The 16744-nt window shown below is 74.8% G+C and carries 15 protein-coding genes; 4 read left to right on the top strand and 11 right to left on the bottom strand.

Going from position 1 to position 16744, the window contains the following annotated elements:
* Positions 1–4 precede the first annotated feature (4 nt).
* From cobA to cobC, 3 genes are read right to left on the bottom strand one after another with little or no spacing between them, the layout of a single operon-like run.
* Positions 5–1270: a uroporphyrinogen-III C-methyltransferase gene (cobA, locus tag IRY44_RS13460; protein WP_194800713.1), complete on the bottom strand. Its 1266-nt coding sequence runs from the start codon at positions 1268–1270 to the stop codon at positions 5–7.
* Positions 1267–2337: a nicotinate-nucleotide--dimethylbenzimidazole phosphoribosyltransferase gene (cobT, locus tag IRY44_RS13455; protein WP_194800740.1), complete on the bottom strand. Its 1071-nt coding sequence runs from the start codon at positions 2335–2337 to the stop codon at positions 1267–1269. The genes cobA and cobT overlap by 4 nt, the downstream gene beginning before the upstream one ends.
* The gene (gene cobC, locus IRY44_RS13450; protein WP_194800712.1) at positions 2337–3419 is read right to left on the bottom strand and encodes an Rv2231c family pyridoxal phosphate-dependent protein CobC; all 1083 of its coding nucleotides are present in this window, start codon (positions 3417–3419) and stop codon (positions 2337–2339) included. Before cobC ends, cobT begins: the two co-directional genes overlap by 1 nt.
* 121 nt (positions 3420–3540) lie before the next feature.
* Here cobC and IRY44_RS13445 point away from each other — a divergent pair, with 121 nt between their 5' ends.
* Entirely contained in the window at positions 3541–5673 is a 2133-nt protein-coding gene (locus IRY44_RS13445; RefSeq protein ID WP_194800711.1) for a transglycosylase domain-containing protein, read from the top strand.
* A 112-nt stretch (positions 5674–5785) separates the two neighbouring features.
* Here the strand turns inward: IRY44_RS13445 and IRY44_RS13440 are convergent, their stop codons facing one another.
* Together IRY44_RS13440 and IRY44_RS13435 are read right to left on the bottom strand one after the other, a co-directional pair.
* The gene (locus tag IRY44_RS13440) at positions 5786–6355 is read right to left on the bottom strand and encodes a GNAT family N-acetyltransferase (protein WP_135241673.1); all 570 of its coding nucleotides are present in this window, start codon (positions 6353–6355) and stop codon (positions 5786–5788) included.
* Positions 6352–7722, bottom strand: a complete 1371-nt coding sequence (locus IRY44_RS13435) for a cobyrinate a,c-diamide synthase (RefSeq protein ID WP_194800710.1) — start codon at positions 7720–7722, stop codon at positions 6352–6354. The genes IRY44_RS13440 and IRY44_RS13435 overlap by 4 nt, the downstream gene beginning before the upstream one ends.
* 134 nt (positions 7723–7856) lie before the next feature.
* On the opposite strand from IRY44_RS13435, the gene IRY44_RS13430 reads away from it, so the two are divergent.
* On the top strand, positions 7857–8675 hold the full coding sequence (locus IRY44_RS13430; RefSeq protein WP_194800709.1) for an SURF1 family protein: 819 nt from the start codon (positions 7857–7859) through the stop codon (positions 8673–8675).
* Between the two features lie 245 nt (positions 8676–8920).
* Positions 8921–9640, top strand: coding sequence for a hypothetical protein (locus IRY44_RS13425; RefSeq protein ID WP_194800708.1), 720 nt, complete (start codon positions 8921–8923; stop codon positions 9638–9640).
* Positions 9641–9644: 4 nt separating this feature from the next.
* Here IRY44_RS13425 and IRY44_RS13420 read toward each other — a convergent pair whose 3' ends face one another.
* From IRY44_RS13420 to IRY44_RS13405, 4 genes are all read right to left on the bottom strand, one after another.
* Entirely contained in the window at positions 9645–11228 is a 1584-nt protein-coding gene (locus tag IRY44_RS13420) for an ATP-dependent DNA ligase (RefSeq protein ID WP_194800707.1), read from the bottom strand.
* Positions 11229–11317: 89 nt separating this feature from the next.
* Entirely contained in the window at positions 11318–11524 is a 207-nt protein-coding gene (locus tag IRY44_RS13415) for a hypothetical protein (RefSeq protein WP_030273275.1), read from the bottom strand.
* Positions 11525–11602: 78 nt separating this feature from the next.
* Positions 11603–12967, bottom strand: coding sequence for a dipeptidase (locus tag IRY44_RS13410; RefSeq protein WP_194800706.1), 1365 nt, complete (start codon positions 12965–12967; stop codon positions 11603–11605).
* A 21-nt stretch (positions 12968–12988) separates the two neighbouring features.
* Positions 12989–13642, bottom strand: coding sequence for a uridine kinase (locus IRY44_RS13405; RefSeq protein WP_194800705.1), 654 nt, complete (start codon positions 13640–13642; stop codon positions 12989–12991).
* Between the two features lie 111 nt (positions 13643–13753).
* Between IRY44_RS13405 and IRY44_RS13400 the strand changes: the two genes are divergently transcribed.
* The gene (locus IRY44_RS13400; RefSeq protein WP_194800739.1) at positions 13754–14155 is read left to right on the top strand and encodes a rhodanese-like domain-containing protein; all 402 of its coding nucleotides are present in this window, start codon (positions 13754–13756) and stop codon (positions 14153–14155) included.
* Here IRY44_RS13400 and IRY44_RS13395 read toward each other — a convergent pair.
* Positions 14149–15693: a cobyric acid synthase gene (locus IRY44_RS13395; protein WP_194800704.1), complete on the bottom strand. Its 1545-nt coding sequence runs from the start codon at positions 15691–15693 to the stop codon at positions 14149–14151. The genes IRY44_RS13400 and IRY44_RS13395 overlap by 7 nt on opposite strands.
* A complete protein-coding gene (locus tag IRY44_RS13390; RefSeq protein WP_370584927.1) occupies positions 15690–16706 on the bottom strand; it encodes a cobalamin biosynthesis protein in 1017 nt (338 codons plus the stop codon). Before IRY44_RS13390 ends, IRY44_RS13395 begins: the two co-directional genes overlap by 4 nt.
* Positions 16707–16744 lie beyond the last annotated feature (38 nt).

Below are 16744 nucleotides of genomic sequence, written 5' to 3'. Positions count from 1 at the left end.
GGGGTCAGGCGCGCGTCGGGGCGGCGGGGGTCAGGGCGTGGACCACGTCGCCGAGCACCACGATCGCGGGTGGGCGTAGCGCGGCGGTCTCGACGTCCTGCGCGACAGTGCCCAGTGTGGAGCGCAGCGTCCGCTGGGCGGCTGTGGTGCCCTCCTGGATCACCGCGGCGGGGGTGTCCGCCGGCTTGCCGTGCGCGATCAGGGTCGCGGCGATCGCGGCGAGGTTCTTCAGGCCCATCAGGATCACGAGCGTGCCCCGCAGCCCGGCGAGGGCGTCCCAGCGCACCAGCGACGCGGGCGCGTCGGGCGCGAGGTGTCCGGACACCACAGTGAACTCGTGCGCCACGCCCCGGTGCGTCACCGGCACCCCGGCCACCTCGGGCACCGCGATCGCGCTCGTCACGCCGGGCACCACAGTCACCGGCACGCCCGCCTCGGCGCAGGCCAGCAGTTCCTCGCCGCCCCGGCCGAAGACGTACGGGTCGCCGCCCTTGAGCCGTACCACCACCTTGCCGGCCCGCGCCCGGTCCACCAGGATCCGGTTGATCTCCTCCTGGGCACGCGACGGCCCGTACGGGATCTTGGAGGCGTCGACCAGCTCGACGTCCGGCCGCAGTTCGTCCAGGAGCAGGCCGGGCACGAGCCGGTCGGCGACGACCACCTCGGCCTCGGTGAGCAGCCGCCACCCCTTCACCGTGATCAGCTCCGGGTCGCCCGGCCCGGATCCGACGAGTGCGACGCGCCCGCCGGTGTCAACAGGGGGCCCCTCCGCTACCGCAGGGGTTAAAAGGGGGCCCTTCCTTCCGAGCAGGGCGCGGATGGCGTCGCGGGTCGCCATCGCTCGGCGGGGGTCGCCACCGCCGAGTACCGCCACGGTGACCGGGCCGTGCCGGGTCACCGCCGGGGTCCACGCGCTCGCCGCCGTCCGGTCGTCGGCTCGTACGCAGAAGATCCGCCGCTCGGCCGCTGCCGCGCTGACCGCGGCAGCGGCGGCCCGGTCGTCGACAGCCACCTGCACCAGCCACGCGCCGTCCAGGTCGCCGGGGACGAACCGGCGCGGCTCCCAGTGCAGCCGCCCGGCGTCGACGTGCGCGCGCAGCGCCGGGGTCAGCTCGGGCGACACCAGCAGCACGTCCGCGCCGGCGTCGAGCAACGCGGGGACCCGCCGGGTCGCGACCGCTCCCCCGCCCACGACCACCACGCGCCGCCCGTCCAGCCGCAAACCCAGGGGGTACGGGCTGGGCGGCGTCGGCCCGGCCGGCTCGGTCACTTCTCCGCCACCCCGGCGGAGTCGAACGTGGCGACCTCGTGCAGTACCCGGACCGCGCCGGTGACCACCGGCAGGGCGAGCAGCGCCCCGGTGCCCTCGCCGAGCCGCAGGCCCAGGTCGATCAGCGGTTCCAGGCCGAGATGCCGCAGTGCCGCCGTGGCGCCCGGCTCGGCGCTGCGGTGCCCGGCGATCATGGCGCCCACCGCGTCCGGCGCGAACGCGGCGGCGGCGACCGCGGCGCTGACGGCGATCACGCCGTCGAGCAGCACCGGCACCCGGCGCGCGGCGGCGCCGAGGATCAGGCCGGTCAGCGCGGCGTGCTCCAGCCCGCCGACGGTGGCCAGCACGCCCAGGGGGTCGGCCGGGTCGGGCTCGTGCCGGGCCAGCGCGGCCCGCACCACAGCCACCTTGCGGGCGTACGTCTCGTCGTCGACCCCGGTGCCCCGGCCGGTGGCCGCCTCGGCGTCCACGCCGGAGAACGCGGCGATGAGCGTGGCGGACGGGGTGGTGTTGCCGATGCCCATGTCGCCGGTGAGCAGGATGCCCGCCCCGGCGTCGATCAGCTCACCGGCGATCCGGATGCCGGTTTCGACGGCCGTGCGGGCCTCGTCCCGGGTCAGCGCCGCGGTGACCGTCATGTCGCGGGTCCCGGGGCGGACGTTCGCGGACACCAGGCGCGGCCCGGCCGGGTCGGCGGACTCGGCGCCCGGGATCGGGGTGGCCACGCCGACGTCCACCACCGTGACCGAGGCGCCGGCCTGCCGGGCGAACGCGTTGACCACAGCGCCGCCGGCCAGGAAGTTGGCGATCATCTGGGCGGTGACCTCCTGCGGCCACGGGGTCACGCCCTGGGCGTGCACGCCGTGGTCACCGGCGAAGATCGCCACCGCGGCCGGCTCGGGCAGCGGCGGCGGGCAGGCGCCGGCCAGCCCGGCGAGGCGTACCGAGAGCGGCTCCAGGGCGCCGAGCGAGCCGGCGGGCTTGGTCAGCCGCCCCTGCAACTCGCGGGCCGCCGTCATGGCGGCCTCGTCCAGCGGCCGGATCGTCGCGACTGTGGACTCCAGCATCATGCCTCCAGGATCCGTGCCAGCGTCTCGATGAACGCGTCTGTGGTGCCCCGGTCGCGTACGGCGATCCGGAGCCAGTCCGGGCCGAGCCCGGGGAAGGTGTCGCCCCGGCGTACCGCCCAGCCGTGCGCGCGTAGCCGCTCTCGTACGTCGGCGGCGCCGGCCACGTGGATCAGGACGAAGGCGGCGGCGGGGCGGCCCGCCACGCGTACCCCCGGCAGGCCGGACAGGCGTGCCACCAGGTGGTCGCGGTCGGCGGCGAGTTCGGCGGCGATGCCGCGTTCGGCGGCGACGGCGGCCGGCGCGGCGCAGGCGGTGGCGGCGGCGAGCGCCGGGGTGGAGACCGCCCAGAGCGGCTGCGCGGCGGCGAACCGGGCCAGCAGCGCGGCATCGCCGAGCAGGTAGCCGATCCGCAGCCCGGCCAGGCCCCAGGTCTTGGTGAGGCTGCGCACCACCACGAGGCCGGGGAGGTCGCGGCGGGCGGCGAGCGACTCGGGCTCGCCGTCGACGCCGGGTGCGGCGGTGGTGTCGGCGAACGCCTCGTCGACCACGAGCACCCGGCCGGGACGGGCCAGCGCGGCGATGGTGCCGGCCGGGTGCAGCACCGAGGTCGGGTTCGTGGGGTTGCCGATCATGACCAGGTCGGCGTCGCCGGGGACGCGGGCCGGGTCCAGGCGGAAGCCGTCGGCCGGGTCGAGCAGCACCCTGTCCACCCGGTGCCCGGCAGCCCGCAGCGCGGCCTCCGGCTCGGTGAACTGCGGGTGCACCACCACGGGGTGGCGGACGCCGGACAGTGCGCGGGCGATCAGGACGAATCCCTCGGCGGCGCCGGCGGTGAGGAGTACCTCTTCCGGGGGTCGCCCGTGCCGGTGAGCGACGGCGACGCGGGCCGGCGCCGGGTCCGGGTACGCGGCCAGGTCGCCCAGCGCGGCGGTGATCGGGTCGGCCAGCCAGTCCGGCATCGGGGCGCGGCGCACGTTCACGGCCAGGTCCACCAGGCCGGGCGTGGCCTCGGCGTCCCCGTGGTGGCCCAGGTCGGGCTCGTCGAGCGCGGCGGCGCTCCCGGTCGGTGCTGCGGGCATGTCCGCGATCCTGCCGGGTAGCCGCCGCCCGGGACAGCGCATCCCGGCGTGGGTCGCGTCACGGTCCGCCGGTTTATGAGTTCTTCTCATTTCCGAATCGGAAATGTCATAGCTTGACCCCGTGAGCAGTCGTCCCCTTGCTTCCGCTGGCCGTCTCGTTCCCCTTCTCCGCGCCGGGCTGATCGCCGGCATCGTGGTCGCCGCCGCCCTGTATCCGCTGGTCGCCGTCACCGGCATCGGGGCCAAGGCCACCGCGCACGCGATCGAACAGAAGACGAACATCCTCAAGACCGCGTTGCCGGCCGAGACCTCGTACGTCTACGCGCCGGACGGCAAGACGGTGCTGACGATGTTCTACGAGGAGTACCGGCAGTACACCAAGATCGAGAACATGTCGCCGAACATCCAGCAGGCGATCGTCGCCGCCGAGGACAACCGCTTCTACCAGCACCACGGCGTCGACCCGAAGGGCGTGGCGCGTGCTTTCGTGTCAAACGCCCGATCCGGCGGCGTATCCCAGGGCGCCTCGACGATCACCATGCAGTACGTGCGGATGGCGCTGCGGGACAGCGCGACCACACCCAAGGAGGTCCAGGAGGCGACCCAGCAGACCAGCCTGCGCAAGGTCAAGGAGATGCGCATGGCGCTGGACATCGAGAAGCACCTGAGCAAAGAGCAGATCATGGAGCGCTACCTCAACTCGGCCTACTTCGGTCACCGGGCGTACGGGATCTACGCCGCCTCGCAGATCTTCTTCTCCAAGACGCCGGCCACGCTCACCCCGGTCGAGGCGGCCACGCTGGCCGGGCTGGTGAAGTCGCCGTCGGAGTACGACCCGATCACCTCCGACCAGAAGGAGGCCACCGGCCGGCGCAACTACGTGCTGGACAACATGGCCCGCCTCGGTTACCTGTCGCCGGACGCCGCCGCCGCGGCGAAGGGTCAGCCGATCAAGCTGAAGCTGACCGACCCGCCCAACGACTGCGCCGCCATCGACGGCGGGCACCGCGCCTGGGGCTTCTACTGCGACTACCTGAAGAACTGGTGGAGTTCCCAGCCCGCGTTCGGCGAGAACCGGCTGGAACGGATGGACAAGCTGCGCCGTGGCGGCTACCGGATCGTGCTCGCGCTCGACCCGAAGACCCAGGCGGCGGCGGAGAAGAACGTCGGGGCCAAGGACAACACCGGCAGCCCGTTCGCCAACGGCATCGTGGTCGCCGAGCCCGGCACCGGGCGGATCAAGGCGATGGCGGTGAACCGGAACTACTCGCTCGACCTGGCCGAGAACCCGAACAGCTCGAACCCGGAGGCCGGCCCGAAGGTCAAGGCGAACTACCCGAACACGGTGGCGCCGCTGCTCGGCGGCGGGACGCTACCGGGCTACCAGGCCGGTTCGACGTTCAAGATGTTCCCGATGCTCGCCGCGCTCAACGCCGGGATGCCGTTGTCCACCGCGTACGACTCGCCGTACACGTACAAGTCGGCCGTCTACGACGGGTGGGCGCCGTCCAACGCCAGCGGCGCGATGACCGGCCGGCAGACCATGTGGTCCGGATTCGGCAAGTCGGTGAACACCTACTTCGTCCAACTGGAGGAGAAGATCGGCGCGGACGCCGGGGTGCGCCTGGCCGAGCAACTGGGGCTGCGCTGGCGTACCGACGTGGACAAGGAACAGGCGTCGCCGGGCAAGGCGAAGAAGTGGGGCGCGTTCACGCTCGGCGTCTCCGACGCCACCCCGCTGGAGATGGCGAACGCGTACGCCGCCATCGCCGCCGACGGGCGCTACTGCGAGGCCATCCCGGTCAACGCGATCATGAACCGGGACGGCACGCCGGCCACGTACACGACGGCGGGCGGGGTGCAGCGGGAGGTCGCCAAGCCGCGGTGCCGGCAGGTGGTGAACGCCGACGCGGCCCGCGCCGCCACCGACGCGGCGCGCTGCCCCACCGGCGACACCCCGGCCAAGGGGAGCTGCGGCGGCTGGTCGACGGCCGACAGCGTCCGCGGCACGGTCGGCCGCCCGGTCGCCGGCAAGACGGGTACGACGGACAGCACCCGGTCGGCGTGGTTCGTCGGCTACACGCCGGAGCTGGCGGCGGCGAGCTTCATCGCCGACCCGGACAATCCGTTCAACGCGGTGGGCGACGGGCAGTCGCAGATCCCGGTGAACGCGGTGGCGCAGACCCTGCGGGACTCCCTGAAGGGCCAGCCCACCCGCCAGTTCACCCCACCCTCGGACCAGATAGTCGGCTGAGCCGCCCTGATCCGCCCGGGGGTGCGCCCGGGTAGTTGATCAAGGAGTTTGCGTCACGGATCGTCCTATCCGCAGACGCGAACTCCTTGATCGACGTTGCGAAAGGGTGAGCTCAGCGGAGGTCCGCGGCGACGAAGGACCACAGCTCCAGGTCGACCCGGGCGCCCCTGACGAAACCGGCGTTGCGCAGCAGGCCCTCGTAGCTGAAGCCGGCCTTCTCGGCGACCCGCCGCGACGCCACGTTGCCGGCCGCCACCCGCAGCTCCACCCGCTGGAACCCGTGCTCCAGGATCAGAGCGATCGCCACCGCGTCCACCGCCTCGACCGCCAGGCCGTAGCCCCGGGCGTGCGGCGCGATCGCGTACGACAACTCGGTGAGCCGGGCGCCCCAGTCGGTACGGCGGGCCCAGAGCGAGCCGACCACCCGCTGGTCCTCCCGGCGGACCACCGCCCAGTGGTCGCCGTCGCCGCTGTCCCGCCGCTGCCGGGCCAGCTCGGTGCACCACGCCCGCCCGTCGATCTGCCCGGACGCATCCGCCAGCGGCAGCCAGCGTTGCGTCTGCCGGTCGGCGAACACCTCGTCCATCGCCTCCGCGTCGGCGGCGACGAGGTGCCGCACCTCGATGCGCGGGGTGGAGACGGTCAGCGCCGGGAAGCGGCGTACCGCCACCTGCCCGATCACGCCGACGCCCCCACCGGTGCCAGCGCGGCGGCCACCAGCCGGGCCGCGACGTCCGGATGCGCGGCCCAGTGCGGCACGAGCTGCGAGGCGTGCACCGCCTGCCGGACGAAGCCCTCCGGATTGCCACCCTCCCAGCGCCAGGCCGGCCGGTCACCGGCGCGCGGCGTGAGCACTGCGGCGTGCTGCTTGTGCCCGGTCACCGTGGCACCGGCCGCCGCCACCACGCTGTCGGTGACCGCCGTGGCCGTGCGGTAGCCGACCACCAGGCCGTCCCGGACCGTGCCGACCGCGTCCAGCACCCCGCACATGGGCAGGCCGTCCAGCTCCCGGGCCAGCCACAGCAGGCCCGCGCCCTCGGCGATCACCGGGCGGCCCGAGCGGGCCAGCTCGGCCACCGCGATGCAGAGGCGGCGGTTGGCGGAGAGCTGCTCCGCGTACGTCTCGGGCAGCCCGCCGCCGACGACCAGCGCGCGGGCCCCGGCGGGCAGCGCCTCGTCGCGCAGCGGATCGAGCGTCACCACCTCGGCGCCCGCCGCACGCAGCAGCTCGGCGGTCTCGGGGTGGCTGTAGGTGCCGGCCGGCCCGCCGGCGAGCGCCACCACCGGCCGTTCCCCCGACGGCTGCGGGGCGTCGGCCGGCTCCGGCGACCACGGCTCGACGGTGAGCGCGGGGGCGGAGCGGGCCAGCGCCAGCAGCCGGTCGAGGTCGACGGTGGCGGCCACCGCCTCACCGAGCCGGCGTACGCCCCGTTCGGCGTCCGCGTCGGCGCGCACCACGGGCCCGGTGCCGTACCGGCGGGCGGGCAGCACCGGGGGCAGCTCGTGCCGGCGCAGCGCCCCGTAGACCGGCACGCCCACGTCGTCGAGCGCCTCGCGCAGCAGCGCCTCGTGCCGGGGCGAGGCCACCCGGTTGAGGATCACGCCGCCCAGCCACAGCTCGTCGTCGTACGCCCGGAAACCGTGCACCAGCGCGGCCACCGACTGGCCCATCGCCGCCACGTCCACCACGAGCACCACCGGGCTGCGCAGCGCGGTGGCGACGGCCGCCGTGGACTCACTCTCGGGTCGTCCGGCGACCGAGTCGTAGAGGCCCATCGTGCCCTGCACCAGCGCGAACCCGGCGCCGTTCGCGCCGTACGCGAAGAGGGGGGCGATGCGCTCCGGGCCGACCAGTCTCGGATCGAGCGTGCGCCCGGCGCGCCCGGCGGCGAGCCCCAGATACGCCGCGTCCACCTGGTCCGGCCCGACCTTGAACCCGGCCACCGGGATCCCCCGGTCGGTGAGCGCCGCGAGCAGGCCGAGGGAGACGGCGCCGGTGCCGTGCCCCGAGGAGGGCGCACTCAGCACGACGCGCGGCACGTCGGTCATCATCGACTCCTGATGTGGGTGGTTTCCGCCCGCGTGACCATACCCGTCCGGCCCGGCGCGCGAGAGCCGCGCACACCGCCGTTTCTGCCTGGCAGCGGCGAGTGGCATCGCTCATACGGGTAGCCTTGGCCAACGTGTACCGGTTCCTGCTGACCCCGCGCTGGCTCGGCTACCTCGCGCTCACGCTCGTCGCCGCCACGGTGATGGTGTTCCTGGGCAACTGGCAGCTGGACCGCTACCGGGGGCGCACGGCCGTCAACGAGCGCATCGACGCCGGGGCCACCATGACGCCCGCGCCGTTGCGCGACGCGCTCCCCGCGCCCAGCGGCGGCGACGTCGGTCCCGCGCCGTCCGAGGAGCTCACCTGGAGCCGGGTCACCGCCACCGGCCGGTACGACAGCGCGAACACCGTCCTGATCCGCGGCCGGACCCTCGACCGGACGGTCGGCTTCGAGGTGCTCACCCCGCTGGTGCTTGCCGACGGCACCGCGGTGCTCGTCGACCGGGGCTGGATCCCGCCCGTGCCGGGCGCCGGCGCGACAGTCCAGCCGGACGTGCCGGCGGCGCCGACCGGCGAGGTGACAGTGACCGGCCGGGTGGTCGGCAGCGAGAGCGGCGGCGGCGCGGTCAGCCGGCGTGACGGCAAGCTGGAGGCCCGGCGCATCGACATCCCCCGCCTGGCCGAGCAGCTCCCCTACCCGGTGACCGGCGGTTACGTCCTGCTCGACGGGCAGACGCCGGCGGCCGACCCGGCCTTCCAGGCGGTCCAGATCGGGCACACGAACAACTGGCAGAACTTCGGCTACGTGTGGCAGTGGTGGATCTTCGCGGTGATGAGCCTGTTCGGCTACGGCTGGGTGGCGCGCCGGGAGGCCCGCCGCCGGGCCGGGCTGGACACCCCGGGCGAGCCGGTGGACCGCGCCGCCGAGCCGGCCACTCCCACCTCCGCCTGAACAGGCCGCACCGGGCACGGCCCGCCTCGTCGATCCTCTGCACAAGCGCCCGTTACTCACCGTAGCGGCCATCGACGAAGGACTCCTCACGACGGATATGCCTGAGAGGCATATTTATGCCTCTCAGGCATATCCGTTCCGAGCGATGAGGCTTCCGCGCAGGGGCGGGCCGTGGATCCGGCGGCACACCGGGCGGCAGGGACGTTGGTAGGGTCCGCGGATGATCGTCAATCGTGGGGGTCGCGGTGACCTCTGACGCCACGACGCCCCCGGCCGCCGAGCCACCCGCGTACGACCCGTGGTCGGCCATGCCGCCGGCCGTCGCGCCCCCCACCGAGCAGTTCCCGGTGATCGCCGCGCCGGACGCACCGGTCACCCCCGCGCCGCTCTCCGCACCGCCCGCACCGGTCTCCGCACCGCCGCCCACCGCTCAGTTCCCGGCCGCGCCGCAGTTCTCCGCACCGCCCGCGCAATACTCCGCGCCGCCCGCGCAATACTCGGCGCCGCCTGCCCAGTTCTCCGCGCCGCCGGTGCCGGCGGCCGGGGTGGTCGCGCCGTACCACGGGCCGGCACCCGCGGCGTACCCGCCGGCCGGGCCGGTGCCGCCCACGCAGTCGGCGGTGGCCGTGCAGATCGCCGAGATCGTGGTGACGCCGCCGGTGATCCGTACCCCGGTCGGTGTCCTGCCGCTCGCCGGTGCCTCCTGGTACGTGACCGACTACTGGCAGAAGGAGGAGAAGATCGCTCCGTGGGCCGTCGTCGCCGCGATCCTCGGCTTCTTCTGCCTGACCGTGTTCAGCCTCCTGTTCCTGCTGATCAAGGAGACGCGGCACTACGGGACCGTGCAGGTGACGGTGAGCAGTGGCGGGCACCAGTACGTCGCGCGGATCCCGGTCACCGACCAGTTCCAGGTGCAGCAGCTCAACAACCAGGTCAACTACGCCCGGTCGCTGTCGGCGGGCTGAGCCGTCAGCCGGTGACCCGGCCGGCGTGGATGGCGCGGACCGCGTCGATGGTGTCCGCCTCGGCGGCGGTCTTGTCGTGGCGGTAGCGCAGCACGCGGGCGAAGCGCAACGCCATGCCGCCCGGGTACCGGCTGCTCGTCTGCACGCCGTCGAACGCGATCTCGACCACCTGTTCCGGCCGGACCCGCACCACCCAGTCGCCCTTCTCCACGGCGAGCGACAGGAACCGTTCGGTCTGCCAGCGCAGCAGCTCGTCGGTGAGCCCCTTGAACGTCTTGCCCAGCATGACGAACTCGCCGGTGCGCGGATCGCGGGCGCCGAGGTGCAGGTTGGACAGCCAGCCCTCCCGCCGGCCGCTGCCCCACTCGACCGCGAGGACTACCAGGTCGAGCGTGTGCCGTGGCTTCACCTTGACCCAGGCCGAGCCGCGCCGGCCGGCGTCGTACGGCGCGGCCGGGTCCTTGACGACCACGCCCTCCTGACCGGCGTCGACAGCCGCGGCGAACGCCGTGGCCGCCTGCTCCGCGTCGTCCACCTCGACCCGGTCGACGAGCAGCGAACCGTCGACAGCGCGGGCCAGGGCCGCCCACCGCTCCCGGCCGGGTGCGTCGATCAGGTCGGCGCCGTCGAGGTGCAGCAGGTCGAAGAAGTACGGCGTGAGCACCGGTTCGCCGGTTCGCTCGGCGGCGGCCAGCACGGCGGGCGCGACCTGCGTCGGCCCGGTGGTGCTGGGCGTGGCGCGACGGGCCGCGCGGCTGGAGGTCTCCTGGAACGGCAGCGGCCGGCCGGCGGCGTCCAGCCCGATCGCCTCGCCGTCGAGCACCAGCTCGCGTGCGGGCAGCGCGCGGACGGCTGCGACCACCTGGGGCAGCCGGCCGGTGATCTCGTCCAGGCTGCGGGTGAAGACCGCGATGTCCGCCCCGGAGCGGTGCACCTGGATGCGGATGCCGTCGAGTTTGACGTCGACCACGGCCGGCACGCCGGTGGCGGTGAGCGCCTCGTCGACCGAGGGCGCGCTCTGGGCCAGCATCGGCGCGAGCGGACGGCCCACCTGGAGCCCGAACCCGGCCAGCGCGGCGGCACCGCCGGTGAGCGCCGCGACCGCCACCGCCCGCAGGTCACCGGCGAGCAGCAGGGCCCGCCGCACGGCGGCGACCGGCACGTCGGCGGCGCGCGCGACCGCGTCGGTCAGCAGCCCGGCCTGTGCGCCCTGGCGCAGCTCGCCCCGGAACAGGCCGGTCAGCAGGCGCTGCTCGTCGGCGGTGGCGGCGGCGAAGAGACGGCCGACCAGCTCCCGTCGCCGGGCCTGCGAACCGGACCCGGCGACGCGGGAGATCTCGTCGATCGCCGCGTCGACCGCGCCGACGGTGAGCGTCGGCTCGGCGGCCGGCGTGGGCAGGTCACGCAGGCCCGCCCAGCCGACACCGGTCTGACGCTGGCGCAGCTCACCGGCGAGGTAGCCGGCGCCGGCCGGGATCTCGCCCGGCTCCAGACCGCGCAGTGCGGCGGCCAGCAGCTCCACCTTGGCCCGACGGCCGCTGGTGGCGCCGACCGCGGCCGAGGTGGCCGCCAGCTCTGCGAAACGCACGTCCACATCCTGCCAGCCACCTGTGACATCGGGGCGGATCCGGCGACCCGGCACACCGCACGGGTGCGCCGGGGCCGCCGGGCCGACGGTCAGGCCGAGACCGGTTCCTCGATGCGCAGGCCGCGCCCGCGCACGCCCTCGGCGACCCGGGTGAGCAGCGCGTCGAGCGTGACCAGGGCGGCGGAGAGCTCGCCGATCTGTTCGTTGAGCGTGTCCTCGGACCACGCGGAGACGTCGACGTCCCCCAGAGCACGGACGGCGGCCTGAAGCCGCTCCATCTCGTCGTTCGTACGCATGTTCGAAAGGCTATAACACCCCGCCCGCCGACACACCACAAACTCCGACATCGGCCCCGAAGTTACGGTTTCGACACCTCAGACGGGGTTTCCGGCCTCCGCCACCCGGGCCAGCAGCAGCGCCTCGGCCAGGCACACCCGGGCGAACTCACCCAGGTGCAGGCTCTCGTTCGGGCCGTGCGCCCGCGCGTGCGGGTCCTCCACACCGGTCACCAGGATCGCGGCCCGCGGGAACATCTCCTGGAACGTGGCGATGAACGGGATCGATCCACCCACCCCGATGTCGACCGGGTCGGTGCCGTCCCAGGCCGTCCGGAACGCCGACCGGGCCGCGTCGAACATCGGCCCGGAGGCGTCGATGACACAGGGCGCGCCGTCGTGCTCGAACGTCACCGACACCTGCGCGCCCCACGGCGCGTGCCGCTCCAGGTGCGCGGTCAGCGCCGCGTACGCCTTCTTCGGGTCGTCGCCCGGCGCCAGCCGTACGCTCAGCTTCGCCTTCGCGGACGGCACCAGCGCGTTCGGGGCCTCGCCGGTGGACGGCGCGTCCACGCCGAGGATCGCCAGCGCCGGCTTGGTCCAGAGCCGGTCGGTGATCCGGCCGGTGCCGAACAGCGTCGCGCCGTCGACCAGGCCGGCCTCGGCCCGGAACCGGTCCTCCGGGTAGTCGACGCTGGCGCCCTCGCGGCCGACCAGCCCGTCCACCGCGACGTCGCCCGCCTCGTCGTGCAGCGTGCCGAGCAGCTTCACCAGCGCGGTGAGCGCGTCCGGCACGGCGCCGCCGAACATGCCGCTGTGCACGGCGTGGTCGAGCGTGCGCACCTCCACGAAGCAGTTGACGATGCCGCGCAGCGAGGTGGTCAGCGCCGGCACGCCGACGTCCCAGTTGGTGGAGTCGGCGATCACGATGACGTCCGAGGCCAGGTCGTCGCGGTGCTCGGCGAGCAGCCGCTCCAGCGAGTCCGAGCCGTACTCCTCCTCGCCCTCGATGAACAGCACCACGCCGACCGGGAGCCGGTCACCGAACGCGCGCAGCGCGGCGACGTGCGCCATGATGCCGGCCTTGTCGTCGGCGGCGCCCCGGCCGTAGAGGCGGCCGTCGCGCTCCACCGGCTCGAACGGGTCCGACTCCCACAGCGACAGGTCGCCGACCGGCTGCACGTCGTGGTGCGCGTACATGAGCACCGTCGGCGCGCCGGGCGGGGCCGCCTTCGTGCCGATCACCGCGGGCTGCCCGCCGGACCGGACGATCCGCGTGTCGAGGCCGCAGCCGCGCAGCAGCTCCGCCACCGCCTCGGCGGAACGCTCCACGTGCGAGTGGTCGAAGCCCTCGAAGGCGATGCCCGGGATACGGACGAGTCGCTCGAGGTCGGCACGGACGCCGGGGAGTTCCCGCTCGACGGCGGCCCGCACCTCGGACTCGGAGAGGATCGGAGTGGTCATGACCGGAATCGTATGCTGGCCTTACCCCGCCACGTCGCCCGAGCCCGATCGCCGCCTGAGGCGCACGTAGTAGCGGTCCGCGTCGTGCGGCAGGTCCGGAGCGCCGTCGACCACCAGGTCCACCGCCCTCGCGGTGTCGTCGGCGGTGAAGTGCGCCCGCTCCCCCGCGTGCCACCGGCGCAGCTCCGGCAGGATCTGCGCGCCGTCGCGAGCCAGCGCCCGGCGTAACCGCAGCTCGGCCGGCGCGGTGACCAGGACCGACAGCGTCAGCTCGGGGCGTACCGCGGCGCGGGCGGCGCTCACCCCCTCGACGATCAGCACCGGACCGGCGGGCACCGGCACCACCCGGTCCAGGAAGCGCCGGCGCACCCAGCTGTAGCGGCGGTAACCTCCCGCCCGGCCGGCCCGCACCGGGCCGAGCACCTGCTCCTCCAGCCGGGTCCAGAACGTGAGCTGGTCGTCCCAGCCGTCGAGCAGGTCGTCGGTGTGCACGAGCGGCGGTCGCACGCCGCCCGCCCGCGCCGCGAGGGCGTCCGCGAGGCGCGTCGCGAACCGGCTCTTGCCCGCGCCGCTGGGCCCGTCGACGGCGACCAGCCGGGTACGCCCCAACCGCGCCGGACCAGCCAGTACCCGACCGGCCAGCCCGGCGTACGCCTCGATCACCGCCACGTTCACCCGACCGACGCTAACGTTCCCCCGTCCGCTGGAAACTGCGACCCGGGCGGACCGTTTCGCCGAGCGGCGGCGCGGCGCGCTGGGCATCATCGGGGGGTGCTCCATGACGTGATGTGTCCGGGCGTCGACGCCCTCCTGGAACAGGCCCGCGCCGGTCTCCGCCGGCTGACCCCGCACGAGACCGTCGAGGCGGTCCGTGGCGGCGCGCTGCTTATCGACACGCGTACCGAGGCGCAGCGCCGCGAGGAGGGTGAGCTGCCCGGCGCGATCGTCATCGACCGCACCGTGCTGGAGTGGCGGCTCGACCCGGCCAGCGCGTGGCGCATACCGGAGGCCACCGGGTACGACCGCGAGGTCGTCGTGGTGTGCCGGGAGGGGTACAGCTCCAGCCTGGCCGCCGCCAGCCTCCAGACGCTGGGGCTGCGGCAGGCCACCGACATGATCGGCGGGGTGCAGGGCTGGCGGGAGGCCGGGCTGCCGATGTCCGACCGCCCGGCCGACGTGCGCTACTGAGCCGGTGGCGCGCCGGGTGGCACGAACGGCAGTCCCGGCGGTGGCCCGGACTCGATCAGCCGCCACAGCGCGTCCGTGTCGAGGTGCTCCTCCACCAGGTCGCCGAGCAGGTCGAGCGTCCGCTCCCGGGCCGCCGCGAAGGACGTGTCCGGCGCGACCTTGAACCCGGTACGCCCGGCCGCCTCCGCCACCTCGGTCAGGAACCGGCGGCGGAACGCGTCGGAAGAGAAGGCGCCGTGCCAGTGCGTGCCGTACACGGTGCCGAGACGCGCGCCCTCGCCGGTGCCGTCGGCGTGGCGCAGCAGCGGCGCGAGTCCCGGGTCTGCGGCCGTGACCCGGCCGTGGTGGATCTCGTACCCGTGCACCGGCACGTCGCCGGCGGCGGTGCCCTCGGCTCGGCGAACCGTCTTGCGCGGCTCGAAGGTGATCTCGACGGGCAGCAGCCCGAGGCCGGGTACGGTGCCCCGGCGGCTCTCCACCGCGTCGTGGATCGCCCGGCCCAGCATCTGGAAACCGCCGCAGATGCCGAGCAGCGGCCGTCCGGCGGCGGCGTGCGCCCGGACCGCGTCGGCCAGGCCGGTCTCCCGCAGCCAGGCCAGGTCGGCGACAGTCGACTTGGTGCCGGGGAGCACCACCACGTCGGCGGCGGCCAGTTCGGCCGGCTCGACGGTTAGGCGGACCCGCACGCCCGGCTCGGTCGCGAGGGCCTCCACGTCGGTGGCGTTGCTGATCCGCGGTAGCCGCACCACGGCGACGTCGAGCCAGTCGGTGCCCCGGGGCGCCGCCGGGCGGCCGAGCACCCGCCCGTACGCGAGCGAGTCCTCCGCGTCCAGCCACAGGTCCAGCGCCCAGGGCACCACCCCGTACGTCGGGCGGCCGGTGACCCGGCGCAGCATGTCCAGCCCCGGCTGGAGCAGGCCGCGGTCACCACGGAACTTGTTCACCACGAACCCGGCCAGCAGCGCCTGGTCGGCCGCGTCGAGCAGCGCGACGGTGCCGAACATCGAGGCGAACACGCCGCCCCTGTCGATGTCGCCGACCACGATCGTGGGCAGCCCCGCCTGCCGTGCCAGACCCATGTTGACGTAGTCGCCGTCGCGCAGGTTGATCTCGGCCGGGCTGCCCGCGCCCTCGCAGATCACCACGTCGTACTCGGCCCGCAACTCGGCCAGCGCCGCGTACGCCGTGGTGGCGAGCCGGGACCGTACCTCGTGGTAGTTGCCGGCGGTGACCGTGTCGACCGCCTCGCCGAGCAGCACCACCTGGCTGGCGTGGTCGCTACCCGGCTTGAGCAGCACCGGGTTGAAGCGCAGGTCGGCGTCGAGCCCGCAGGCGGCGGCCTGCATCGCCTGGGCGCGGCCCAGCTCGCCGCCGCGACCGTCCGGGCCGACCACCACGGCGGAGTTGTTCGACATGTTCTGCGCCTTGAACGGGGCGACCCGGACGCCCCGGCGGCGCAGCCAGCGGCAGATGCCGGCGGTGAGCACGCTCTTTCCGGCATCGGAGGTGGTGCCGGCGACGAGCAGCCCGCCGCTCACCGCCCGCTCCCCCGGCGGGCCGCACGCATGAGGATGCCAAGCGCGGCCCGTCCGGCCGCCCCGGCCGCACGGCCGACCGTCACCGGGTAGAGCGCGGCCAGGCCGAGCGCTGCCACACCGACCGCGCCGGAGATCCGGGCGGCCCGCTTCAGGTGCCGCGCCTCGGGCCGGGGCCCGTCGCCGAGGAACGGCCGCGTCTCGGCGCGGCCGAAGTAGACGTTGCGGCCGCCGAGCCGGACGCCGAGCGCGCCTGCCATCGCGGCCTCGCACTGACCGGCGTTCGGGCTCGGGTGGTCGGTCCGGTCCCGCCGCCACACGTGCCACGCGGCGGCGCGGTCCCCGTGCGCCACCGGCGCGACGGCCACCGTGAGCAGCCCGGTGAGCCGGGACGGCAGCAGGTTCAGCGCGTCGTCCAGCCGGGCCGCGGGGGTGCCGAAGCGGGCGTACCGGGGTGAGCGGTGGCCGACCATCGCGTCGAGCGTGTTCGCCGCCCGGTAGCCGAGCAGGCCGGGCAGGCCCGCGACGGCGCCCCAGACCAGCGGGGCGACCACGGCGTCCGAGGTGTTCTCGGCGACCGATTCGACTGTGGCGCGGGCGAGTTCGGGCTCGTCGAGGGCGGACGGGTCGCGCCCGCAGAGGTTGCCCAGGCGGGCCCGGGCGGCGGGCAGGTCGGCCCGGCCGAGTGCCCGCGCCATCACCCGGGACTCGTGCCGCAGCGTGCGCCCGCCGAGCACCGTCCAGGTGCCGGCGGCCACCAGCGCGGCCCGCGCGATCGGATGGTGCCGGGTCGCCAGCGCGGCGGCGGCACCGAGCAGGACCGGCGCGCCGACGGCGAGCGCCGTGAACGCGGTGCCGGCCGCCCGGTCGGGGCGGTAGACCCGCCGTTCCAGCGCACCGGCCGCCGTGCCGAAGCCGGCCACCGGATGCCACCGGCGGGGGTCGCCGAGCAGCGCGTCGAGCGCGTAGCCCGCCACCAACCCGGTCGCGTTCGCCATGGCGGTCGCCTGCCGCACCCGTCACCACCTCCGGCCGGCCAGCCTAGTCGTACCGC

Origin of the sequence: Micromonospora sp. ANENR4, from assembly GCF_015354395.1 — a bacterium.
GTDB classification, from domain to species: Bacteria; Actinomycetota; Actinomycetes; order Mycobacteriales; family Micromonosporaceae; genus Micromonospora; species Micromonospora aurantiaca.
This window is presented reverse-complemented; position numbering and strand designations above follow the sequence as displayed.